Origin of the sequence: Pantoea sp. R13S299, assembly GCF_048515925.1 — a bacterium.
In the GTDB taxonomy this organism is placed as follows: Bacteria; Pseudomonadota; Gammaproteobacteria; order Enterobacterales; family Enterobacteriaceae; genus Pantoea.
Genome location: NZ_JBLYEF010000001.1, coordinates 481,327 through 505,617 on the forward strand (window position 1 = coordinate 481,327; position 24,291 = coordinate 505,617).

Sequence of the window (24,291 nt, forward strand, 5' to 3'; positions counted from 1 at the left end):
ATTGGGGGAGGTGCCTAATGCTCAATCAAGAACTGGAACTCAGTTTAAATATGGCTTTCGCCAGAGCGCGTGAGCACCGTCATGAGTTTATGACCGTCGAGCATCTGTTACTGGCGTTGCTCAGTAACCCGTCGGCCAGAGAGGCACTGGAAGCCTGTACGGTGGATCTTGTGGCTCTGCGGCAGGAACTCGAAGCCTTCATCGAACAAACCACGCCGGTGCTGCCCGCCAGCGAAGAGGAGCGCGATACACAACCGACGCTCAGCTTCCAGCGCGTCCTGCAGCGTGCGGTTTTCCATGTCCAGTCATCCGGTCGCAGTGAAGTCACCGGAGCGAATGTACTGGTCGCCATCTTCAGCGAGCAGGAGTCGCAGGCGGCTTATCTGTTACGCAAACATGAAGTCAGCCGCCTTGATGTGGTGAATTTCATCTCTCACGGTACGCGCAAAGACGAGCCGGGCCAGGCGCCAGGCGCTGAAAATCCGGTTAACGAAGAGCAAGCAGGCGGGGAGGAGCGTATGGAAAACTTCACCACCAATCTAAATCAGCTTGCTCGCGTCGGTGGTATCGATCCACTGATTGGTCGCGATAAAGAGCTGGAACGAACCATTCAGGTGCTGTGCCGTCGCCGTAAAAACAACCCGCTGCTGGTGGGTGAATCGGGTGTGGGTAAAACCGCCATTGCAGAAGGTCTCGCCTGGCGTATCGAGCAGGGTGACGTACCGGAAGTGATGAAAGATTGCACGATTTACTCGCTGGATATCGGTTCGCTGCTGGCGGGCACCAAATACCGTGGTGACTTTGAAAAACGCTTCAAAGCGCTGCTGAAACAGCTGGAGTCAGACGAACACAGCATTCTGTTTATCGATGAGATCCATACCATCATTGGTGCAGGTGCCGCGTCGGGTGGCCAGGTTGATGCGGCTAACCTGATCAAACCGCTGCTTTCTGGCGGCAGAATCCGCGTCATGGGTTCGACGACCTATCAGGAATTCAGCAACATCTTCGAAAAAGACCGTGCTCTCGCGCGTCGCTTCCAGAAGATCGATATCACGGAGCCTTCTGTTGAAGAAACCGTGCAGATCCTGAATGGCCTGAAAACCAAATACGAAGCGCATCACGATGTGCGTTATACCGCGAAAGCGGTGCGTGCAGCCGTGGAACTGGCGGTGAAATATATCAACGATCGTCATCTGCCTGACAAGGCGATTGATGTGATTGATGAAGCGGGTGCGCGTGCGCGCCTGATGCCGGCCAGTAAGCGTAAGAAAACCATCAATGTCTCTGACATTGAAACCGTTGTGGCCCGCATTGCCCGTATTCCTGAGCAGAGCGTGTCAGCAACCGACCGCGATACGCTGAGAAACCTTGGCGATCGTCTGAAGATGCTGGTGTTTGGACAGGACAAAGCCATTGAGGTGCTGACTGAAGCCATCAAAATGAGCCGCGCCGGTCTGGGTCAGGATCGCAAGCCGGTCGGTTCCTTCCTGTTTGCCGGACCAACGGGTGTCGGTAAAACAGAAGTTACCGTGCAGCTGGCGAAAGCGCTGGGCATTGAGCTGCTGCGTTTTGATATGTCCGAATACATGGAGCGTCACACCGTCAGTCGTCTGATTGGTGCGCCTCCGGGGTACGTCGGCTTTGATCAGGGCGGCCTGCTGACGGATGCAGTGATTAAGCATCCTCATGCGGTGGTGTTGCTGGATGAGATCGAGAAAGCGCACCCGGATGTCTTTAACCTGCTGCTGCAGGTGATGGATAATGGCATGCTGACTGACAACAACGGTCGTAAAGCGGACTTCCGCAACGTGGTGCTGGTGATGACCACCAACGCCGGTGTGCGTGAGACTGAACGTAAGTCGATTGGCCTGATTCATCAGGACAACAGCACCGATGCAATGGAAGAGATCAAAAAGATCTTTACGCCAGAGTTTCGTAACCGTCTCGATAACATCATCTGGTTCAGCCATCTCTCACCAGAGGTGATCCATCAGGTGGTCGACAAGTTTATTGTCGAGTTGCAGGCGCAGCTGGATGCGAAAGGCGTGTCGCTGGAAGTCAGTGATGAAGCGCGCGACTGGCTGGCTGAGAAGGGCTATGACAAAGCGATGGGCGCACGTCCGATGGCGCGCACCGTGCAGGACAGCCTGAAGAAACCGTTAGCCAATGAACTGCTGTTTGGTTCGCTGGTGGATGGCGGCTCGGTGTCAGTGGCGCTGGATCGTGAGAAAGGTGAACTGACCTATCACTTCCTGAGTGCTGAAAAACGCAAAACCGAAGGCACTGTGCATTAATCACTTGCTGCAGATGTGAAAAAGGCCGGATTAAAATCCGGCCTTTTTTTTCGCTTCAAAATGCAGAGCGATGAGATTACTGCAAATTAGCGACTACGGAAGACAATGCGGCCTTTGCTCAGGTCGTACGGGGTCAGCTCAACAGTCACTTTGTCACCCGTCAGGATGCGGATGTAGTTTTTGCGCATTTTACCGGAGATGTGAGCAGTAACCACGTGTCCGTTCTCAAGTTCTACGCGGAACATGGTGTTAGGTAACGTATCCAGTACGGTACCTTGCATTTCAATATTGTCTTCTTTGGCCATCGAATCCTCTGGGTGTACTACCTTTCAGTTGAACCGGCAAGATAATGCCCAATTCAACGATTTATGTAAAGAACCGTCGGCGATTTTGCCAACGCTTTGCCGGGGTGCACGTCAGTCGCGCGCATCCGGTAAAATTAGGGTGTTTATGGTGACGTCTGCGGGGGATTAGCGGGCTAAGAATCTGTATCAACCGGTTACACGCGCACGATTGAAAACAGTTCCGAGAGTGCGTTGAGATTCCCAGCCTGGCAATTCCGGCTCGTTGTTGCGAAGCGCGGACGACATACCAAACTCGATTATTATACCACTTATGCGCCTTTATGTGTGCAAAACATCTCTGTGCAGCTAAAAAAGCGTTTGTGTCTGCCAGCAGCCATCGCTGACTGGCTGCGACGCAAGGCTTTGTACATATTGCAGATAGTCCGTGCGCGGGATCTCCTGTGCGCCTAAAGAGGCGGTATGGGGGTTAAGTACCTGACAATCCACCAGACGCCCCTGATGACGGATGAAATGCTGACAAAACACCCAAAGTGCGGTTTTAGACGCATTCTGCTGACGGCTGAACATCGATTCGCCGCAGAAGATTTGCCCCATCGCCAGCCCATACATTCCACCCACCAGCTGATGCCCGTCCCATACCTCGATGGAGTGGGCGTGCCCCAGCTCATAAAGTCGCAACCAGGCGCGCTTCATCTCAAAAGTAATCCAGGTGCCTTCCTCGCGACCGGTGGCGCAGCCCTCGATCACCTCATCAAACGACTCGTTCATCGTCACCCGATAGGGCGAGCGGTTATGGAAACGCTTCATGCTGCGACTGAGATGAAACTGCTCGGGTAACAGAACGGCACGGGGATCGGGCGACCACCAGAGAATGGGATCGCCAGGCGAGAACCAGGGGAAGATGCCGCGCTGATAGGCGTTAAGCAGCCGGGCAGGGGAGAGATCCCCACCCATCGCCAGCAGGCCGTTTGGCTCGCGCAGCGCCATCTCAGGTGGGGGAAATTGCAGAGATTCCCGTGACAGTTGTACCAGTCTCATCGCGTTAAGTTACCCAGCAGCATTTCGCTAAGACTATAACGCAATACGCTGCCGGAAACGCCAGTAGCGACCCTCTTTTGAGATTAATTCCGCGTGGCTACCCTGTTCAACAATGGCACCATTATCCATCACGCAGATGCGATCCATCTGCTCCAGGCCGCTGAGGCGATGGGTGACCATCAACATCGTCTTTCCGCTGGTCAGTTGCTGCAGCAGGGCAAGAATGTGCTGCTCGGTGGTGGCATCCAGCCCTTCGGTAGGTTCATCCAGCAGCCAGAGATCGCCGTCATGCAGTAATGCACGCGCCAGCGCCAGCCGACGCAGTTCGCCACCTGATAGCGGGCGACCGCCTTCTCCCATCCAGGCGTTTAACCCTTCCTGGCTTTCAAGCAGACGCTGTAGCCCAACGTCGTTCAGTGCGCGGGTCAACTGCTCATCGCTGGCATCGGGGCAGGCCAGCAGCAGGTTATCGCGCAGGCTCTGGCTGAAGAGGTGAACCCGCTGCGTTACGACGCTGATGCGCTGACGCAACGCTGGCTCTGACCAGGCATTAATCGGCAGGTCATTTAAATTGATAACGCCGTGCTGGCTCTCCCGGGCACGGGTTAACAGCGCCAGCAGCGTTGATTTTCCGCAGCCGGTTGGTCCCAGCAATACAATGTGTTCACCGGCGGCCACCTTAAGGGTACAGTGGTTCAGCACCTTGTCCGGACGGTCGGGATAGCTGAAGTCGAGCTGGTCGATATCGACCGCCAGAGGGCCTGGCATGGCATCTGAATGCGCCGGGAAGGTGATCGCAGGTGACTGATCGATAATGTCATTGACCCGCTGAGCGGCGTTTATCACCTGCGACATGGGCAGGAAAGCCCCGGCTACCGGTGCCAGCGCCTCAAAGGCGGCCAGGGCGCAAAACACGACCAATGCTATCAGTGAGCCGGGTAACTGCTGTTCGCTGAGGGTCGCGGCACTGAGCCAGAGCAGAAGTGTGACCGTAACGCCGCTAATCAGCAGTAGCAGACTCTGGGCTGCGGCCTGCAAACGCTGTTGCTGGCTCTGCGCCTGCTGCCAGCGCGCCTCATCCTGATCAAGTTGCTGACGCCAGCTCTGCGAAGCACTATATAAAGTCAGTTCGGCCTGAGCCGCCAGCCACTGCATCAGCTGCAAGCGCCAGCGGGCACGACCCCGGGCAATGGCGATGCCTGCGGGTGATCCCAGACGATAAAACAGCGCGGGCATCAGGACCAGTGTACACAGCATGATGCCGCCCAGCGTCAGTGCCAGCGATACATCAATGAAACTCATCCCAACGGTGACCACGATACTGACCACCAATGCGCCCAGCAGCGGCGAGATAACGCGCAGATAGAGATGATCCAGCGTATCAACATCTGCCACAAAGCGGTTGAGCAGATCCGCCTGCCGGAACCGCGAAAGCTGTCCCGGCGAAAGGGCCATCAGGCGGCTGAACGTATGGACACGCAGATGCTGAAGCACCCTGAAGGTCGCATCGTGGCTGACCAGCCGTTCAGCATAGCGTGCGGCGGTGCGAATAATGGCTGCGCCACGGACGCCTGCCGCAGGCAGCATGTAGTTGAAGGTATAGAGACCAGCGACACCCGCCATTGACGAGGCGGCCAGGAACCAGCCTGACAGCGTCAGCAGGCCAATGCTGGCCAGCAGGGTAACAATCGCCAGCACGATACCCAGCACCAGACGAAACGGGTGGCGCAGCCAGAGACGAAGAAAAGGACGTAAGGCGGACATCAGCGGATCTCCTGTTGGCGATGCTTCAGCATCTCACTGAAAGCACCCGGCTGCTGAGACAGCTGCTGCCAGTTACCCTGTTGCACCAGCTTACCCGCTTCCATCACCCAGAGAGTCTCCCAGCGACTGAGTGTATCAATCTGATGGGTAATCATCAGTGTGGTCTGCCGCGCTGCAGCCTCGTTAAGCGCCAGCATCACATGACGTTCGCTGAGTGCATCCAGACTGGCTGCCGGTTCATCGAGCAGCAAAAAATGTGAGGATTTATAGAGTGCGCGTGCGACCGCGATCCGCTGCGCCTGGCCCACCGACAGCTGATTACCGCCATCGCCAGGCTGGGTTTCAATGCCTTGAGGCAGGCGCGGCAGGAACTCGTTGATGCCGCATGATTCCAGCAGCGCTGCAAAGCGATCGCCATCCCAGGCCGCATTCATCACGATGTTGTCGCGCAAGGTGGCGGCCGGCAACTGAGGATTCTGTCCTACCCAGCTCAGTTGCTGATGCCAGTCACTCCGCCGTATATCACGCAGTTCAACGCCATTCGCTTTCAGCGAGCCCTGATAAGGCAGGAAGCCGAGCAGTGCATTCATCAGGGCCGTTTTACCCGCCCCGCTCTGACCGACCAGTGCAATCTGCTCACCGGCGGCAATGGTAAAGGTGAGCGGGCCGCACAGCACCTGGCCATCGGGCGCGCAGACGCACAACTCGTCGGCGACAAGTGCGATGGCGCGATCGGCAGTGAAAGACAGTTGGCCTTCCTGCGGTGCGGCGTCGGGCGTCGCCTGCATAAAGGCTTCAAGCGCATCGGCACCGCCCACCGCCTGGGCTTTGGCGTGATAGAACGCGCCGAGATCGCGCAGCGGCTGGAAAAACTCCGGGGCGAGGATCAGCACCAGGAACCCGGCAAACAGTGTTACACCCTGACCGTAAGCACCGAAATGCAATTCGCCCAGATAGGAGAAGCCAAAATAGACCGCCACCACGGCAATCGCTAACGAGGCAAAAAACTCCAGTACGGCGGAGGAGAGAAAGGCTAAACGCAGCACCTCCATGGTGCGCTGGCGAAAATCGGTGGTGGCGGCGGCAACAGCCTGCTGCTCTGCTTCACCACGATGGAACAGCCGCAGCGTCTCTCTGCCGCGCAGACGGTCGAGAAAGTTACCGCTCAGACGGGCCAGTACCAGGAAGTTGCGGCGGTTAGCCTCGGCCGCACCCATTCCGACCAGCGCCATAAACAGCGGAATCAACGGCGCGGTGGCAAACAGAATCAGACCTGCCGTCCAGTTCAGCGGAAAAATAGTCAGCAAAATGCAGCAGGGGATCAGCACCGCCAGCGTCATCTGCGGCAGATAGCGGGCGTAGTACTCCTGCATCTCTTCGATCTGCTCCAGCAGCAGGGTTGCCCAGCTTCCGGCTGGCTTACCCTGAATCCACGCCGGGCCCAGTTCAGATAACCGATCCAAGACCTGCTGACGTAAAGCCCGGCGGATAGCCTGCCCGGCACGATAGCCGGTCAGTTCACGGGCATAGTTAATCAGGGCACGGAGCACAAAGCAGAGTAATAATAGCAGGATGCTGATTGTCAGGGTTTCACGCGGCTGCTGGTCAATGATCAGCGCCTGCAGCAGCGAGGCCAGTAAACCCGCCTGGGCAATGATCAGCAGTGCACTCGCCATGCCCAGCAGCGTGTTAAGTCGCAACCAGCGACCGGCGAAACGACGTTGCTGACGAAGCCAGCGGGTAAGATGCTGCTGCCGCGATTTGTCCATGCGTGACCATGATAGATGTCGATGACGGGGGGAAATGGAAAGACATTTCCATCTCTTCAGGCGCAAGAATCTAGCATGAGAGCAATAAAAAAGGCGACGGAAAAACCGTCGCCTGGAACATTTGAGATCAGAGGGTTAACAACTTACTGATCGTTTTTAACCAGCCCGTCAAGAAAACGCTCAGCGTCTAACGCGGCCATGCAGCCGGTGCCCGCAGAGGTGATCGCCTGACGGTAGATATGGTCCATCACATCGCCTGCCGCAAAGACGCCAGGGATGCTGGTCTGAGTGGCGTTGCCATGCAGACCTGACTGAACTTTGATGTAACCGTTTTCCAGCGCCAGCTGACCGTCAAAGATGGCCGTATTCGGGCTGTGTCCGATAGCGACAAACAGACCCGCGACTTCCAGCGCTTCAGTCTCATCGTTCTGGGTAGAACGCAGCGTCAGGCCGGTCACACCCATCTGATCGCCTACCACTTCTTCCAGCGTGCGATGGGTGTGCAGCACGATATTGCCGTTGCGCACTTTTTCCATCAGGCGGTCAATCAGGATCTTCTCTGCCCGGAAGCTGTCACGACGGTGAATCAGGTGCACTTCAGCTGCAATGTTAGCCAGGTAGAGTGCTTCTTCGACGGCCGTGTTACCGCCACCAATCACCGCGACTTTCTGATTGCGATAGAAGAAGCCGTCACAGGTGGCGCAGGCGGAGACGCCTTTGCCTTTGAACGCCTCTTCAGAGGGCAGACCCAGGTAGCGCGCTGACGCACCAGTGGCGATGATCAGAGCATCTGCCGTATAAACACCGCTGTCCCCGGTAAGGGTGAACGGACGGTTCTGCAGATCCACGGTGTGGATGTGATCGAAAATGATCTCAGTGTTAAATTTTTCGGCATGCTCGTGCATGCGCTCCATCAGCGATGGACCTGTCAGATCGTGCGGGTCGCCCGGCCAGTTCTCCACTTCAGTCGTGGTGGTCAGCTGTCCGCCTTTTTCCAGACCAGTGATCAGCACCGGATTCAGGTTGGCGCGTGCAGCATAAACGGCTGCGGTATAACCCGCTGGGCCGGAGCCCAGAATGAGTAACTTACTGTGTTTGGCCGTACTCATGCGTTCCTCAGTTTCATTCGGCTGACATAGCCTGCGATTGTAGGGAATATCTGGCGATAATGACAAGGCTTAGCCAATTTTGTTAACGATAGCTGCAAACGGCGTAGACGATGAGCGGCGGTTTTGCCTGGTCAATGCGCCAAAAGGGGGCAAAACTCGGGCTGAACGGGTGCAATAGTGGAAAAATACTCATTTAAAAACAGATACCCAGCGGTCTGTCTGGCATCTTGTCCTGAATTTGGTGATTTTACTTTGACAATCGCCTGCGCTTTTGCGAAAACATTATCAGAAGCGAATAACATTTATCGGAACAAAACAGGTTTTCCTCGCCTGTTTTGCACTTAACGCCGAATAAAAGCAGCCTGATATGGATAATGACGCATGATGTGGACAGACAACATGCGTCATATCGATAGGAATCAGAACACAGGCTCTGTTAGCTCACTTCAGAAATGCCCCGAACAATGAGCGTTTTCAGGGCGTGGCAGGTAAAGGGAAGGAATTAAGAGAGACAATAATAATGGTAGACAATAAGAAACGCCCCGGGAAAGACCTCGACAGAATTGACAGGAACATTCTGAATGAACTTCAGAAAGATGGTCGCATTTCAAACGTAGAGCTTTCCAAACGCGTAGGCTTATCGCCTACGCCATGTCTTGAGCGCGTGCGTCGTCTCGAACGTCAGGGATTTATTCTTGGCTACACCGCGCAGTTGAACCCACACTATCTGGATGCGTCTCTGCTGGTATTCGTTGAGATTACTCTGAATCGTGGTGCGCCGGATGTGTTTGAGCAATTTAACGCCGCTGTGCAAAAACTTGAGGAAACTCAAGAGTGTCACCTCGTTTCCGGCGATTTCGACTACCTGCTGAAAACGCGCGTACCTGATATGTCTGCCTACCGTAAGCTGCTGGGCGAAACCCTGTTGCGCCTGCCGGGCGTAAACGACACGCGAACTTATGTGGTGATGGAAGAGGTCAAACAGAGCAATCGACTGGTGATCAAAACTCGCTGATGCGGGGCAGGTGCAAAACCTGTGAGATTTCGGTACACTCCTGTGAATTCATACAGGATCAGCGTCGGGCTTGCCCGACGCTGTTGCTTCTTACTTTACAGGCACCTGGAGAGTCCTCTTGAGCCAGGAATATACAGAAGATAAAGACGTTTCGTTACAATCGCTGAGCAGTGGACGTCGTCTGCTGGAAGCGTTGCTTATTCTGGTGGCGCTGTTTGCCATCTACCTGATGGTTTCACTGGTGAGTTTTAACCCTTCCGACCCAAGCTGGTCGCAAACGGCCTGGCATGAACCTATCCACAATATCGGCGGCAGCGTCGGTGCCTGGCTGGCTGACACCTTACTTTTCATCTTTGGTGTGATGGCGTACGCCATTCCTCCCGTCATCCTGGGTCTGTGCTGGATTGCTTTCCGTCAGCGCGACAGCCAGGATTATTTTGACTACTTTGCCGTCGGGCTGCGCTTAATTGGCGTCCTTGCGCTGGTGGTAACGACCTGTGGTATGGCGGCGCTGAACGCCGATGATATCTGGTACTTTGCTTCGGGCGGCGTGATTGGCAGCCTGGTAAGTAATGCGATTGCTCCCTGGTTCAGTCCGGCTGGTGGCACGCTGATGCTGCTCTGCATCTGGGCGGCGGGCATTACCCTTTACACCGGCTGGTCATGGCTCACCATCGCAGAAAGAATTGGTGGCGTGGTGATGGGCGTGCTGACGTTTGCCAGCAACCGCTCGCGTCACGATGAACCCTGGCAGGAAGAGGATGACGAGCAGGACGCGCGTGAATACGCGGAGGTGCCTGAGCTGCATGTCGCCGATCACGATGATGATGATGATGTGCTGCTTTCTGCCCCACGTGCAGCCGCCGAGCCTGCGGCGTCACAGCCGGATCCGCTGCTGGCTAAAGCGGCAGCAGCAACCAGTGCTGCAGTAGCGGCGACGACGGAAGCTGCAGAGGTCACCCTCGCACCGGCTGCTCCGTTAACGCCTGCGCCTGCCGCTGTTGCAGCACCTGCTGCTGCGGCGTTTACGGCATCGGCTCCTGCAGCGACGTCTGCATTGCCGACGACACAACCTGCGCCTGAGGCAGTACAGAGCGCGTCTGCTTCCTATGGTGCAGCGACTTCACCGACTCCGGCGCAGAGTGCTCCAGCGCCTGCGGCCTCACCACCGCTTTATCACTTTGAAATGCCGGACGAAGCCCCGGCTGCGCCGTCGTTCAATGCTTACGACGACGACGAACCTAAAATGGGTAACTGGCGTGACGCATCAGCGATCCCTGCGGCTTCAACAGCTGCGGCTGCTGCAGCCGCAGCCCAGGCGACCACGCGTACTGCTCCTGTTTTCGATTTAGCCCCTGAAACCCATCTCAACCCGCAGGTTAAGCAGGGTATCGGACCGGCGCTGCCGCGTCCTAATCCGGTAAAACTGCCTACCCGTCGCGAGCTGGCCTCTTATGGCATTAAATTGCCTTCTCAGCGCATGGCTGAAGAGAAAGCCAAATCGGAAGAAACTGAAACGGCTCCGGCTACATCGGTTTCCACTGCACCGGATGCTGAAGAGGCATTGCAGCAGGCTGAACTGCGTCAGGCTTTCGAGTCTGAACAGCAGCAGCGCTACGGAACCAGCTGGCAGCAGGACGAGGAAGATGAGCAGGATGCGCAGCAGCAGGATGCACTGGCGCGTCAGTTTGCCGAGCAGCAACAGCAACGCTATGAGCCAGAAGTCAGAAAAGAGACGGTATTTAATATTGATACCGCCTCAGCGTTTGATTTTTCACCCATGAAAGATCTGGTGGATGACGGTCCTTCTGAACCGCTGTTTACCATTGCCGCGACGCCAGAACCGGACGCCCCGGCGGTTTCACATGAACCGTGGCAGCAGGTGAGTGAGGTCTCAAGACCTCAGGCACCGGCTCAGGTTCCTGCGCCTGCCAGTTTTGCTCCGGCAGAGCCTGCCTACAGTGCGCCTTCAGCGCCTGCTGAACCGGTTTATGCTGCGCCTGCAGCACCCTCTGCACCTGCTTATGGCGCACCAGCGGCACCACAGGCTCCGGCTTATTCTTCCCCTGCTTATGGCGCGCCAGCCGCGGCGCCGGTTCAGCCGGTTGAAGAAGCGAAACCTTCACTGCACGACAGCCTGATTCATCCGTTCCTGATGCGTCATGAGCAGCCGATGGAGAAACCGTCCACGCCACTGCCTTCGCTGGATCTGCTGACCGCTCCACCTGTAGAGGAAGAGCCGGTTGATATGTTCTCGCTGGAGCAGACTGCCCGTCTGGTGGAGTCGCGCTTAGGCGATTATCGTGTCAAAGCTGAAGTGGTTGGCATCTCGCCTGGTCCGGTTATCACCCGCTTCGAACTCGACCTGGCACCAGGCGTAAAAGCAGCGCGTATCTCCAACCTGTCGCGCGATTTAGCGCGCTCACTGTCGACGGTCGCGGTGCGTGTGGTGGAAGTCATTCCAGGCAAACCTTATGTGGGTCTGGAACTGCCGAACAAACATCGTCAGACCGTCTATCTGCGTGAAGTGCTGGATTGCCCTAAATTCCGCGACAATCCGTCACCGCTGGCCGTGGTGCTGGGTAAAGACATTGCCGGTCAGCCGGTGGTGGCCGACCTGGCGAAAATGCCACACTTACTGGTTGCCGGTACCACCGGTTCCGGTAAATCCGTTGGCGTGAACGCCATGATTATCAGCATGCTCTACAAGGCGACGCCGGAAGAAGTTCGCTTCATCATGATCGACCCGAAAATGCTGGAGCTGTCGGTCTATGAAGGTATTCCGCACCTGCTGACCGAAGTCGTCACAGACATGAAAGATGCCGCCAATGCGCTGCGCTGGAGTGTCGGCGAAATGGAACGTCGCTATAAGCTGATGTCGGCGCTGGGCGTACGTAATCTGGCGGGTTACAACGAGAAGGTGGAACAGGCCGAAGCAATGGGTCGTCCGATTCCTGATCCGTTCTGGAAGCCGGGCGATAGCATGGATATGACGCCGCCAGTTCTGGAAAAACTGCCTTATATCGTGGTAATGGTCGATGAGTTTGCTGACCTGATCATGGCCGTGGGTAAAAAGGTTGAAGAGCTGATTGCGCGCCTGGCACAGAAAGCCCGTGCCGCGGGTATTCATCTGGTGCTGGCAACGCAGCGTCCATCTGTGGATGTGATTACCGGCCTGATCAAAGCGAACATCCCGACACGTATCGCCTTTACCGTTTCGAGCAAGATTGACTCCCGTACCATTCTCGATCAGGGCGGCGCGGAGTCACTGCTGGGTATGGGTGACATGCTCTATATGCCGCCAAACTCCTCGCTGCCGATTCGTGTTCACGGTGCCTTTGTTCGTGACCAGGAAGTCCATGCCGTGGTTCAGGACTGGAAAGCGCGTGGTCGTCCGCAATATATCGACAGCATTACTGCGGGCGAAGAGAGCGAAAGTGCTGGTGGTATCGACAGCGATGAAGAGCTTGATCCGCTGTTCGATCAGGCAGTTGGCTTTGTGGTTGATAAACGTCGTGCATCGATTTCCGGCGTTCAGCGTCAGTTCCGCATCGGTTATAACCGTGCGGCACGTATCATTGAGCAGATGGAAGCGCAGGGCATCGTCTCTGCACCAGGCCACAATGGTAACCGTGAAGTGCTGTCGCCGCCGCCACACGATATGTAGCGTTTAAATGTTTTGAAACACTACTCAATGAGCCAGTTCCGACTGGCTCATTGTTTTTTATACGGTTAAGCACCATATCTGAATCAGCTTTCGGTTTTTTCCTCTGTTCTGATGGCGGAACGGCGACCAGGCTTAATGCAGTTATCGATGGGAACGTTTAAATAAGGAATTGAAGCAGATGAAATTACGCGTAATCGCTCTGGGCCTGTTGGCCACCTTTTCTTCAGCCAGCGTATTGGCTGATGCTTCCAGTGATCTGCAACAGCGCCTGAACAAGGTCAGCAGCTTCCACGCCAGCTTCACCCAAAAAGTGACCGACAGCAGCGGCGCGAATGTGCAGGACGGCGAAGGCGAATTGTGGGTAAAACGTCCCAGCCTGTTTAACTGGCACATGACCGCACCGGACGAAAGTATCATCATCTCTGACGGTAAATCGCTGTGGTTCTACAATCCGTTTGTTGAGCAGGCAACCGTAAGCCGGCTGCAGAATGCTACCAGCAACACGCCGTTTATGCTGATTGCCCGCAACCAGTCAAACGACTGGAAGCAGTACAACATCAAACAGCAGGGTGACAATTTTGAACTGACACCAAAAAACAGTGACGGCAACCTGAAGCAGTTCACCATTCAGGTGACGTCCAGCGGAACCATTAACCGCTTTAGCGCCATTGAGCAGGATGGTCAGCGCAGTGATTACCAGCTGAAAAGCCAGCAGAATGGCGCTATCAGCCCGGATAAATTCACGTTCACACCGCCAAAAGGCGTAACGGTGGACGACCAACGTCAGTGAGGTCACGGTGAGTAACCTGTCCCTGGATTTTTCCTCCGAAAATTTCAAACCTCTGGCCGCGCGTATGCGGCCAGAAACATTGAAACAGTACATTGGTCAGCAGCATCTGCTGGGTGCGGGCAAACCTCTGCCACGCGCGATTGAAGCAGGGCACCTGCATTCAATGATCCTGTGGGGACCGCCCGGGACCGGCAAAACCACGCTGGCTGAGATTATCGCGCATTACGGTAATGCCGATGTGGAGCGGATATCGGCAGTGACCTCCGGCGTCAAAGAGATCCGTGAGGCGATTGAGCGCGCCCGACAGAATAAAAACGCCGGGCGGCGGACGATCCTGTTTGTGGATGAGGTCCACCGGTTCAACAAGAGCCAGCAGGATGCTTTTCTGCCGCATATTGAAGATGGCACCATCACCTTTATTGGTGCGACCACTGAAAATCCCTCTTTCGAACTTAACTCTGCATTGCTGTCACGCGCCCGCGTTTACCTGCTGAAATCCCTGACTCTCGAAGATATTGAGCAGGTGCTGGATCAGGCGATGCAGGATAAATCGCGAGGTTATGGCGACAGTGACATCGTGTTGCCGGATAACACCCGCAGGATGATTGCTGAACTGGTTAATGGTGATGCACGCCGGGCACTGAATACGCTGGAAATGATGGCGGATATGGCCGAAATCACCGCCTCGGGTCAGCGTGAACTGACGCCGCAGTTACTTAACGAAGTCTCGGGTGAGCGATCCGCGCGTTTTGATAACAAAGGCGATCGTTTTTACGATCTGATTTCGGCTCTGCACAAATCAGTGCGTGGCTCCGCGCCCGATGCGGCGCTCTACTGGTATGCGCGCATCATCACCGCAGGTGGCGATCCGCTTTATGTGGCACGCCGGTTGCTGGCTATCGCCTCTGAAGATGTCGGCAATGCCGATCCGCGCGGTATGCAGGTGGCGATTGCGGCCTGGGATTGCTTTACGCGCGTCGGTCCGGCAGAAGGGGAGCGCGCCATCGCTCAGGCCATTGTTTATCTTGCCTGCGCGCCTAAAAGTAATGCGGTCTACAACGCGTTTAAAGCGGCCATGCGTGATGCGCGCGATCATCCCGATTATGATGTGCCGGAACATCTTCGCAACGCGCCGACTAAGCTGATGAAAGAGATGGGGCTGGGCAAAGAGTACCGTTATGCCCATGACGAAACCAACGCCTATGCCGCCGGTGAAGTCTATTTTCCGCAGGAACTGGCCAGCACACGCTATTACACGCCAACCCAACGCGGGCTTGAGGGTAAGATTGGAGAAAAGCTAAGCTGGCTGGCTGAGCAGGATCAAAATAGCCCGACAAAACGCTACCGCTGAAACAGACCTTACGGTAATGTGGGCAATGTTTTCAACGCATTCCGCAGGAATGCGTCCCTTCTTTCAACCAACTTTTTATACACAGGATAAGCATGCTCGATCCCAATCTGCTGCGTAACGAGCCAGACGCAGTCGCAGAAAAACTGGCACGCCGGGGATACAAACTGGATGTGGAAACGCTGCGTTCGCTTGAAGAGCGTCGCAAAGTACTGCAGGTAGAAACAGAAAATCTGCAGGCAGAGCGTAACTCCCGATCCAAATCCATCGGTCAGGCCAAAGCACGTGGGGAAGACATCGAGCCGCTGCGTCAGGAAGTGAACGCGCTGGGCGAACGCCTGGATGCCGCAAAAGCAGAACTGGATGAACTGCAGAATCAAATCCGTGACTTCGCGCTGGCACTGCCGAACATTCCGGCAGACGAAGTGCCGCTGGGCAAAGATGACAGCGAAAACCAGGAAGTCAGCCGCTGGGGTACGCCGCGCGAGTTCAGTTTCCAGGTTAAAGATCACGTTGAGCTGGGTGAAGCGGCGAAAGGCCTCGATTTTGCGGCTGCCGTGAAACTGACCGGTTCCCGCTTTGTGGTTATGCAGGGGCAGATTGCCCGCCTGCACCGTGCACTGAGTCAGTTTATGATTGACCTGCACACTGAGCAGCATGGCTACCTTGAAACCTACGTGCCTTACCTGGTTAACCATGAAACGCTTTACGGTACAGGACAGTTGCCTAAGTTTGGCGAAGACCTGTTCCATACCCGTCCGCTGGAAGAGGAGTCAGATAGCAGCAACTATGCACTGATTCCTACTGCGGAAGTGCCGCTGACCAACCTGGTGCGTGACGAAATCCTCGAAGAGGATACCCTGCCGGTTAAACTGACCGCACATACACCGTGCTTCCGTTCTGAAGCGGGTTCTTATGGTCGTGACACACGCGGTCTGATCCGTATGCACCAGTTCGATAAAGTTGAGATGGTGCAGATAGTCACCCCGGAACAGTCAATGGATGCACTGGAAGAGCTGACTGGTCACGCTGAAAAAGTCCTGCAGCTGCTGAACCTGCCATACCGCAAGGTTTTACTCTGTACCGGCGATATGGGCTTCGGATCGACGAAAACCTACGATCTGGAAGTCTGGTTACCGGCACAGAACACCTATCGCGAGATCTCATCCTGTTCCAACATGGGTGATTTCCAGGCGCGTCGTATGCAGGCGCGTTGCCGTAACAAACAGGATAAGAAGCCGCGTCTGGTTCATACCCTGAATGGCTCGGGCCTGGCTGTCGGCCGTACCCTGGTGGCGGTGCTGGAAAACTATCAGCAGGAAGATGGTCGTATCAGTGTGCCGGAAGTTTTACGTCCATACATGAATGGCGTCGAAATTATCGGCTAAGCGATTCTGAATCATTGAACCCGGCCATGGCCGGGTTTTTTTATGCCTTGCCTCTGCGAAAAGGGATGCACGACGTCCCGATTCAATCACAAATAAACGTTATCGATAAGAGATGGACTGGAATGCTTAAAAACCTATTTTTTCATAGAGATAGCATTTAGCAGTCTGCCGCTTAACTCGATTGTAACCCACTGAAGATTAGTAAATTAAATTGTCGGACAGCAAAATGTGCTGCTGTCAAATTACGCCCGTTGACTTTAAAAAAGACAGTGGCAAACTGCGCGCAATTTCCTTCATTTTGCTCTGGTTTCTATCCCCTATGTCAACCTGGTCACGCCCCGTGATACTGCTGCTTTGCGGCCTGATGTTAATGACTGTCGCAATTGCGGTGCTGAATACGCTTGTTCCACTGTGGCTGACGCATGACTTACTGACAACCTGGCAGGTGGGCATTGTAAGCTCCTCCTATTACACCGGTAATCTGGCCGGTACGCTGCTGGCTGGCTGGTTAATAAGGCAGTACGGATTCAACCGTAGCTATTACCTGGCTACCGTCATGTTTGCCGTCGCAACCCTGTGCCTGGCGATGATGTCGGGCTTCTGGGCATGGAGTTCAATGCGCTTCATCGCCGGTGTCGGCTGTGCGCTGATGTGGGTGGTGGTTGAGAGTGCATTGCTGTGCAGCGGAACGGTCCGTAATCGCGGACAGTTGCTGGCGGCCTATATGGTTGTCTATTACATCGGCACCGTGACCGGCCAGTTGCTGGTCAGCAAACTCTCTACAGAATTACTCAGCGTCATTCCCTGGGTGACTTCGCTGGTCTTCTGCGCCGTGCTGCCGCTGGTCTTTACCCGCGTCTCCAGCAACGGTGAGGCGACAGAAGCCGCTCCTGCCCGCATCTGGCCGATGCTGCGTCGTCGTAGCTCACGCCTGGGTATCAATGGCTGCATCATCTCTGGCATCCTTCTGGGCTCGCTTTATGGCCTGATGCCGCTTTACCTGTCACATCAGGGAATGAGTGATGCCAATGTTGGTTACTGGATGGCGTTGCTGGTCAGCGCAGGCATTGTGGGCCAGTGGCCCGTCGGCCGTCTGGCCGATCGTTTTGGTCGCATGCTGGTGCTGCGGGTGCAGGTCTTTGTGGTTATCCTGGGTGCCATGGCCATGTTAACCAATGCCGCGATGGCTCCGGCGCTGTTTGTTCTGGGACTGGCGGGCTTCACTCTCTATCCGGTGGCGATGTCCTGGGCTTGTGAAACGGTTTCACACCATGAACTGGTTGCGATGAATCAGGCGCTGCTGATGAGTTATACCGTGGGCAGTCTGGCTGGACCGGCAATGACTTCTGTTCTGATGCAGAATTATTCTGACCAGCTGTTGTTCGTGATGATCGCGGCTGTGGCGCTGGTTTATCTGGTGATGCTGCTGCGCAAAGCGAATCATCAGGCTACACCAGTGGCACATGCCTGATCGCTGAACAGCAAAAAGGGAGCGCTAAGCTCCCTTTTTTGTGGGCGGTTTTCTAGTACATCACTTCGTGGCCGTAGCTGGCGAGAATGTTTTTCACGCGCTCCATCGTCTCTTTGCTCGGCGGTTTCACCCCATCCAGCTTGTACTCTTCACCCATCGCAATCCATTTATGCTTACCCAGCTCGTGATAGGGCAGTAATTCAATCTTCTCAACGTTCTCCATGTCACGCGTGAATTCGCCCAGGCGATGCGCGGTGTCGTCGTCGTCGGAATAGCCCGGTACGACGACAAAACGGATCCAGGTTCTCTTGCCTTTTTTCTGCAGATAACGCGCAAAGTCCAGTGTACGGTGATTAGAGACTCCCACCAGAATCTGATGCACGTCGTCATTCATCTGTTTCAGGTCGAGCATCACTAAGTCAGTTACGTCGAGCAGTTCATCGATCACCGGATCATAGCGGCGTACGAAGCCGTTGGTGTCCAGACAGGTATGAATACCTTCCGCTTTGCAGGCACGGAACCAGTCGCGCACAAACTCAGCCTGAAGAATCGCTTCACCGCCTGAGGCAGTGACGCCGCCGCCAGAGGCGTTCATAAAATGGCGGTAGGAAAGCACATCTGCCATCAGCGCGTCGACGCTGATCTCTTTGCCACCGTGAGTATCCCAGGTGTCGCGGTTGTGACAGTAGAGGCAGCGCATCAGGCAGCCCTGGAAGAAGGTGATGAAACGGATGCCGGGACCATCGACGGTGCCGCAGGATTCAAATGAGTGGATACGACCGTTAACTGACATTGCGATGTTTTCTCCAGTGAGTCTGCCGGGACAGACGGCGCAATCTCTGTTGCGCTCAGGGCAGGAAATCGATTCTGGTGGGAACCTTGATGGAGATGACCACCAGAACAGACTTTTGAGAAAAAGGCTCCGCGAGGAGCCTTTTTATACTGGGTTTAGCCGTGATTACAGTGACTGTGTGAAGGTACGGGTAATCACATCCTGCTGCTGCTCTTTGGTCAGTGAGTTAAAGCGCACAGCATAACCGGAAACGCGAATGGTCAGCTGCGGATACTTCTCTGGATGCTCCATTGCGTCCAGCAGCATTTCACGGTTCATGACGTTGACGTTAAGGTGCTGTCCGCCTTCGATGCTGGCTTCGTGATGGAAGTAACCATCCATCAGACCCGCAAGGTTGGTTTTACGCACGTTATCATCTTTACCCAGCGCGTTTGGCACGATTGAGAAGGTATAGGAGATACCATCTTTCGCATAGGCAAACGGCAGTTTCGCGACGGAAGTCAGTGAGGCGACAGCACCTTTCTGGTCACGACCATGCATTGGGTTAGCACCCGGTCCAAACGGTGCACCCGCGCGACGTCCATCCGGTGTGTTACCGGTTTTCTTACCATATACCACGTTTGAGGTGATGGTCAGAACAGACTGAGTCGGCACGGCATTACGATAGGTGGTCAGCTGCTGAATTTTCTTCATGAAGCGTTCAACCAGATCGCAGGCCAGGTCATCAACGCGGGAGTCGTTGTTACCGAACTGTGGATATTCACCTTCGATATCGAAGTCGATCGCCAGACCATCTTCATCACGAATCGGTTTCACTTTGGCGTATTTAATCGCAGACAGTGAATCCGCAGCAACAGAGAGACCGGCGATACCACACGCCATGGTGCGATAGACATCACGGTCATGCAGGGCCATCAGCGCCGCTTCGTAGCTGTATTTATCATGCATGTAGTGAATGATGTTCAGCGAAGTCACATACTGTTTTGCCAGCCAGTCCATGAAGTGATCCATACGCTCCATGACGGTGTCGAAGTCCAGCACGGCGTCACTGATTTTGTCGCCTTTCGGTCCAACCTGCATTTTCAGTTTTTCATCCACGCCGCCGTTGATTGCGTAGAGCAGGGTTTTCGCCAGGTTGGCACGTGCGCCAAAGAACTGCATTTGTTTGCCGACAATCATCGGGCTGACGCAGCAGGCGATGGCGTAGTCATCATTGTCAAAATCAGGACGCATCAGGTCATCGTTCTCATACTGCAGAGATGAGGTATCGATGGAGACTTTAGCGGCATATTTTTTGAAATTAATCGGCAGTTTTTCTGACCACAGAATGGTCATGTTCGGCTCAGGTGAAGGACCCATAGTGTAGAGGGTATTCAGGAAGCGGAAGGTACTTTTTGAAACCAGTGTACGGCCATCAACGCCCATACCTGCCAGTGATTCCGTTGCCCAGATTGGGTCACCTGAGAACAGCTCATCATATTCAGGAGTCCGCAGGAAGCGAACCATACGCAGTTTCATGACCAGATGGTCAATCAGTTCCTGTGCCTGTTCTTCAGTCAGTTTACCGGCTTTAAGGTCACGCTCAATGTAAACATCCAGGAAGGTTGAGACGCGGCCAAAGGACATGGCAGCACCGTTTTGTGATTTAACGGCAGCCAGGTAGCCATAATAGGTCCACTGCACGGCTTCAACGGCATTGGTTGCCGGGCCTGAAATGTCGTGGCCATATTTTGCAGCCATCTCTTTGATCTGCGCCAGTGCACGATGCTGATCCGAGATCTCTTCACGCAGACGAATAGTCGCTTCCAGATTCACGCCATTCTCTAAATCGTTCTGCAAAGACGCAAACTGAGAGAATTTATCCGCCATCAGGAAATCGATGCCGTAGAGAGCTACGCGACGATAGTCACCGATGATACGGCCACGACCATACGCATCTGGTAAACCGGTCAGGATACCGGATTTACGGCAGCGCATGATGTCCGGGGTGTAAACGTCGAACACACCCTGGTTATGCGTTTTGCGGTATTCGGTGAAGATTTTTTTCAGTGAAGGATCGAGTTCACGGCCATACACTTTGCATGAACCTTCGACCATTTTGATGCCGCCAAAAGGAATCAGCGCGCGTTTTAATGGGGCTTCAGTCTGGAGGCCAACAATTTTTTCCAGTGGCTTGATGATGTAGCCCGCATCGTGCGAGGTAATGGTTGAGGCGAGATCGGTGTCGAAGTCGACTGGCGCGTGGGTGCGGTTTTCAATTTTGATGCCTTCCAGCACGCTTTCCCACAGTTTAGTGGTCGCTTCAGTTGCGCCCGCCAGGAACGACTCATCACCTTCATAAGGGGTGTAGTTTTTCTGAATGAAGTCGCGCACATTGACGCTATTCTGCCATTCGCCTTCAGCAAATCCTTCCCATGCTGAAGCCAGTTTTGCATTAAGTTCGGTCATAATATACCTGCCTTATATGAAGAGACTTTACGGTCGGGCACAGTCTAAGTTCTGTGCCGTCAAAAATGCGTTTAATGAGCCTGGTCACCTTTACGGAGATAGATAACCCAGTAGGTCAACCCAACCAGAATGCCGCCGCCAATGATGTTACCGATGGTCACAGGAATCAGGTTGTCGAGAATAAAGTTACTGATGGTAAGCGAGTGAAACTGTGCAGCCGTGGTGCCAGCAGCCTGCCAGAACTCAGGTGCCGCGAAGTCGCGGATGACAATGGCATAAGGGATCAGGAACATATTGGCGATGCTGTGCTCGAAACCGCTGGCGACAAACATCCCAACAGGCAGAATCATCACCACCAGCTTATCAGTCAGGGTACGGCCGGAGTAACTCATCCAGACGGCGAGGCAGACCAGCAGATTCGCCAGGGTACCCAGACAAACCGCTTCGATGAAGGTGTGATGCATCTTGTGATCGGCGGTTTCCAGGACGTTCAATCCCCATGCGCCATTCGCGACCATATGTTGTCCGGCAAACCACATCAGCGCAACGAAGAAGAGGGCACCTGCAAGGTTACCGGCGTAAACGTTAATCCAGTTGCGGGCCAACTGTCCCCAGCTGATGCGACCACTGGCTTTGGCGACGACGATTAACACCGTAGAGGTAAAGAGGTCTGCGCCACAGACCACAACCAGCATTAAGCCGAGCGAGAAACAGACTCCGCCAATCAGTTTGGCTATGCCATAGGGCATCGCACCGCTGCCGGTGGTCGCGGTAATATAAAAAACGAATGCGATGGAGATAAAGACGCCAGCGTTTATCGCCAGAAAGAAGGTGGTGAAAGGATGTTTGGTGGCTTTATAGATACCGGCGTCTTCGGCGACTTTCGCCATTGCGGCTGGTAATAAAAGATTAAAAGGGTTGTCAGTTTTCACACTAACTTACTCCAGAAGTTGTCTGAAAAAATACTAACAAAGGAGTATAGGTCAGTAATTGATGTGGATCATGTTTGCCGAAGCGGTAGCAAACCTGTCACAAATAAAGAAGAGTGTTTTTATTTAAGCTGATGAATTTTAATAAATAAATAAATTTTAAAAATACAAAAATATTTTAAATTTAAATGCTGAGCCGCAATTCTCGACTGGGATTTGTTATTTATTAATGGCTTAATTGTTAATTAAATTGATGTGTTGTAATCGAAAGGAAATTTAATGCAGCTAATGTTTCATGGAAAAAGTGGAGGAATGATGGCACCCGATAGATGCGGTGCCATTTTTAATCCTTTTTTCTGATCTGACGCGTTATGACTTACGCATTCTTCCAGTAGAGACGCTTAGCCGTTTGCAGTTTTTCGTAAGCTGCAAGCAGAGACTGATGGGCCGGGAATGCCTGCAGCTCATCATCAATAGCCTGAAGACCGTTGAATGGATGTTCGCCGCTAATGGCGGCTGAAGCCGCTTCCATCGCGCTCTCACCGTACATACGCAGGAAAGCGTGATGATACTGCAGCGGATCGCGCTCATCTTCCATTGCCAGTAACAGCAGAGTCTGCAGGCAACGATAGTAGTTAGCCCGCTCTGGCGTGAAGATTGAGCTGTTGAACTCCATAGTCCACTCGGTCCAGATCAATGCCTGATCCAGATCGCCGCCTGCCAGCGCCAGCATCGCTTTTAATTCGCCAACACGCAGTGTGTACCAGCCGTTGTCTTTACCCGTCGCCAGACCCAGCAGTTCACGAACGCGGGTGAAGTCATCAAAACCTTCATCATCAAGCTGACCAATCAGATCCAGATACTCTTCCGGGTTCCAGTTGCTGTCAGGCAGGGCTAACAGGGTTTCACGCATGCCCGCACCCATGCTGTTATTCGCCAGGAAGAGATCTTCCGCCGGATAGATATCAGACATGCCAGGTACGATGATGCGGCAGGCATAGACGCCCAGATGCTCATAGTCAGCAATATAAACTTCCTGATCTTCCGAGGCGAAAATTGCCATCAGCGTGGCAAACTCCTGCTCGGTGCTGCCTGCAAATGACCAGTCGACAAAGGGATAATCCGCCGTCTCTTTGAACAGATCCCAGGAGATCAGGCCGCTTGAATCGATGAAGTGTGTTTCAAGGTTGGCATGCTCAGCCACTTCTTCGTCATCAAAAGTCGGTGGGGTAAAGACATCCAGATCTTTAAGGCTGCGGCCCTGCAGCAACTCGGTGACGGTACGCTCCAGTGCCACACCGAAATCAGGATGCGCACCGAATGAAGCAAAACAGGTTCCGTTGGTCGGGTTAAACAGCACCACACAGATAACCGGATATTTGCCGCCCAGCGAGGCGTCGTAAGCGAAAATCGGGAAGCCTTCCGCTTCAAGGCGGGTAATCGCCTCGATCACTTCAGGATAACGCTGCATCACCTCATCAGGAATCGCTGGCAGGCTGATCGCTTCCGCAATAATGCGGTTTTTAATGTAGCGCTCAAACACTTCAGACAGTCCCTGAACACGCGCTTCATTCGCGGTGTTGCCCGCTGACATGCCGTTTGAGACATAGAGGTTGCCGATAATATTCATCGGGATGTAAACGGTTTGCTGATCGGACTGGCGGGTAAATGGCAGGGCGCAGATACCACGCTCAGCATTGCCAGATTGCAGATCAATCAGGCCGGACGCCGTCAGAGCATTGTCGGGATCGTAAAACGCGTGCAGGCGCGCATCCAGGATGCCTTCTGGTAAGGACTCATCCTCAGGTAATGCAAACCATTTTTCATTTGGGTAATGAACAAAGTCGCCATTAGCGATCTTTTTCCCCAGCCAGAAGTCTGCAAAAAAGTAGTTAGTTGAGAGACGCTCAAAATACTCGCCCAGAGCAGAGGCCAGTGCCGCTTTTTTACTGGCGCCCTTGCCGTTGGTAAAGCAGAGCGGGCAATCGCGGTCGCGGATATGCACTGACCAGACGTGGGGAACAGGATTCAGCCAGGAAGCTTCTTCAATGTTAAAGCCAAGATCCTGCAGCTTGTTCTGGAAACGCGCAATGGAGTCTTCCAGTGCGGCATCTTTGCCCGGGATAAATGTTTGCGTCATAGTGCCGCTCTCTCAGTTGTCAT

16 protein-coding genes are annotated in these 24,291 nt (G+C 54.3%); 7 read left to right on the top strand and 9 right to left on the bottom strand.

What is annotated here, in order from left to right:
• Positions 1–17: 17 nt before the first annotated feature.
• Positions 18–2,294, top strand: coding sequence for an ATP-dependent Clp protease ATP-binding subunit ClpA (gene clpA, locus ACN1CO_RS02385; protein ID WP_283545824.1), 2,277 nt, complete (start codon positions 18–20; stop codon positions 2,292–2,294).
• A gap of 86 nt (positions 2,295–2,380) precedes the next feature.
• Here clpA and infA read toward each other — a convergent pair whose 3' ends face one another.
• The 5 genes from infA to trxB form a co-directional block, all read right to left on the bottom strand.
• The gene (gene infA / locus ACN1CO_RS02390; protein WP_002211347.1) at positions 2,381–2,599 is read right to left on the bottom strand and encodes a translation initiation factor IF-1; all 219 of its coding nucleotides are present in this window, start codon (positions 2,597–2,599) and stop codon (positions 2,381–2,383) included.
• Positions 2,600–2,944: 345 nt separating this feature from the next.
• On the bottom strand, positions 2,945–3,637 hold the full coding sequence (aat, locus tag ACN1CO_RS02395; RefSeq protein WP_419137384.1) for a leucyl/phenylalanyl-tRNA--protein transferase: 693 nt from the start codon (positions 3,635–3,637) through the stop codon (positions 2,945–2,947).
• A gap of 33 nt (positions 3,638–3,670) precedes the next feature.
• Positions 3,671–5,401, bottom strand: a complete 1,731-nt coding sequence (gene cydC, locus ACN1CO_RS02400; protein WP_419137385.1) for a heme ABC transporter ATP-binding protein/permease CydC — start codon at positions 5,399–5,401, stop codon at positions 3,671–3,673.
• Complete coding sequence (gene cydD, locus ACN1CO_RS02405) at positions 5,401–7,170, bottom strand: heme ABC transporter permease/ATP-binding protein CydD (RefSeq protein ID WP_419137387.1); 1,770 nt, start codon at positions 7,168–7,170, stop codon at positions 5,401–5,403. Before cydD ends, cydC begins: the two co-directional genes overlap by 1 nt.
• A gap of 143 nt (positions 7,171–7,313) precedes the next feature.
• On the bottom strand, positions 7,314–8,279 hold the full coding sequence (gene trxB / locus ACN1CO_RS02410) for a thioredoxin-disulfide reductase (protein WP_283545820.1): 966 nt from the start codon (positions 8,277–8,279) through the stop codon (positions 7,314–7,316).
• Between the two features lie 520 nt (positions 8,280–8,799).
• Here trxB and lrp point away from each other — a divergent pair.
• From lrp to ACN1CO_RS02440, 6 genes are all read left to right on the top strand, one after another.
• Positions 8,800–9,294 (top strand): leucine-responsive transcriptional regulator Lrp, encoded by a 495-nt coding sequence (gene lrp, locus ACN1CO_RS02415; RefSeq protein ID WP_006118610.1) that lies wholly within the window; start codon positions 8,800–8,802, stop codon positions 9,292–9,294.
• Positions 9,295–9,412: 118 nt separating this feature from the next.
• The gene (locus ACN1CO_RS02420) at positions 9,413–12,961 is read left to right on the top strand and encodes a DNA translocase FtsK 4TM domain-containing protein (RefSeq protein ID WP_419137391.1); all 3,549 of its coding nucleotides are present in this window, start codon (positions 9,413–9,415) and stop codon (positions 12,959–12,961) included.
• A 178-nt stretch (positions 12,962–13,139) separates the two neighbouring features.
• A complete protein-coding gene (gene lolA, locus ACN1CO_RS02425) occupies positions 13,140–13,751 on the top strand; it encodes an outer membrane lipoprotein chaperone LolA (RefSeq protein WP_283545818.1) in 612 nt (203 codons plus the stop codon).
• Between the two features lie 7 nt (positions 13,752–13,758).
• Positions 13,759–15,102, top strand: coding sequence for a replication-associated recombination protein A (locus tag ACN1CO_RS02430; RefSeq protein WP_419137394.1), 1,344 nt, complete (start codon positions 13,759–13,761; stop codon positions 15,100–15,102).
• A gap of 92 nt (positions 15,103–15,194) precedes the next feature.
• Positions 15,195–16,487, top strand: a complete 1,293-nt coding sequence (gene serS, locus ACN1CO_RS02435; protein ID WP_419137396.1) for a serine--tRNA ligase — start codon at positions 15,195–15,197, stop codon at positions 16,485–16,487.
• Between the two features lie 319 nt (positions 16,488–16,806).
• Positions 16,807–17,958, top strand: coding sequence for an MFS transporter (locus ACN1CO_RS02440; protein WP_419137398.1), 1,152 nt, complete (start codon positions 16,807–16,809; stop codon positions 17,956–17,958).
• Between the two features lie 52 nt (positions 17,959–18,010).
• Here the strand turns inward: ACN1CO_RS02440 and pflA are convergent, their stop codons facing one another.
• From pflA to ycaO, 4 genes are all read right to left on the bottom strand, one after another.
• A complete protein-coding gene (gene pflA, locus ACN1CO_RS02445) occupies positions 18,011–18,751 on the bottom strand; it encodes a pyruvate formate lyase 1-activating protein (RefSeq protein ID WP_419137399.1) in 741 nt (246 codons plus the stop codon).
• A 165-nt stretch (positions 18,752–18,916) separates the two neighbouring features.
• Complete coding sequence (gene pflB / locus ACN1CO_RS02450; RefSeq protein ID WP_179896225.1) at positions 18,917–21,199, bottom strand: formate C-acetyltransferase; 2,283 nt, start codon at positions 21,197–21,199, stop codon at positions 18,917–18,919.
• A 71-nt stretch (positions 21,200–21,270) separates the two neighbouring features.
• On the bottom strand, positions 21,271–22,131 hold the full coding sequence (focA, locus tag ACN1CO_RS02455; protein ID WP_419137401.1) for a formate transporter FocA: 861 nt from the start codon (positions 22,129–22,131) through the stop codon (positions 21,271–21,273).
• A 373-nt stretch (positions 22,132–22,504) separates the two neighbouring features.
• The gene (gene ycaO / locus ACN1CO_RS02460) at positions 22,505–24,268 is read right to left on the bottom strand and encodes a 30S ribosomal protein S12 methylthiotransferase accessory factor YcaO (protein ID WP_419137403.1); all 1,764 of its coding nucleotides are present in this window, start codon (positions 24,266–24,268) and stop codon (positions 22,505–22,507) included.
• Positions 24,269–24,291 lie beyond the last annotated feature (23 nt).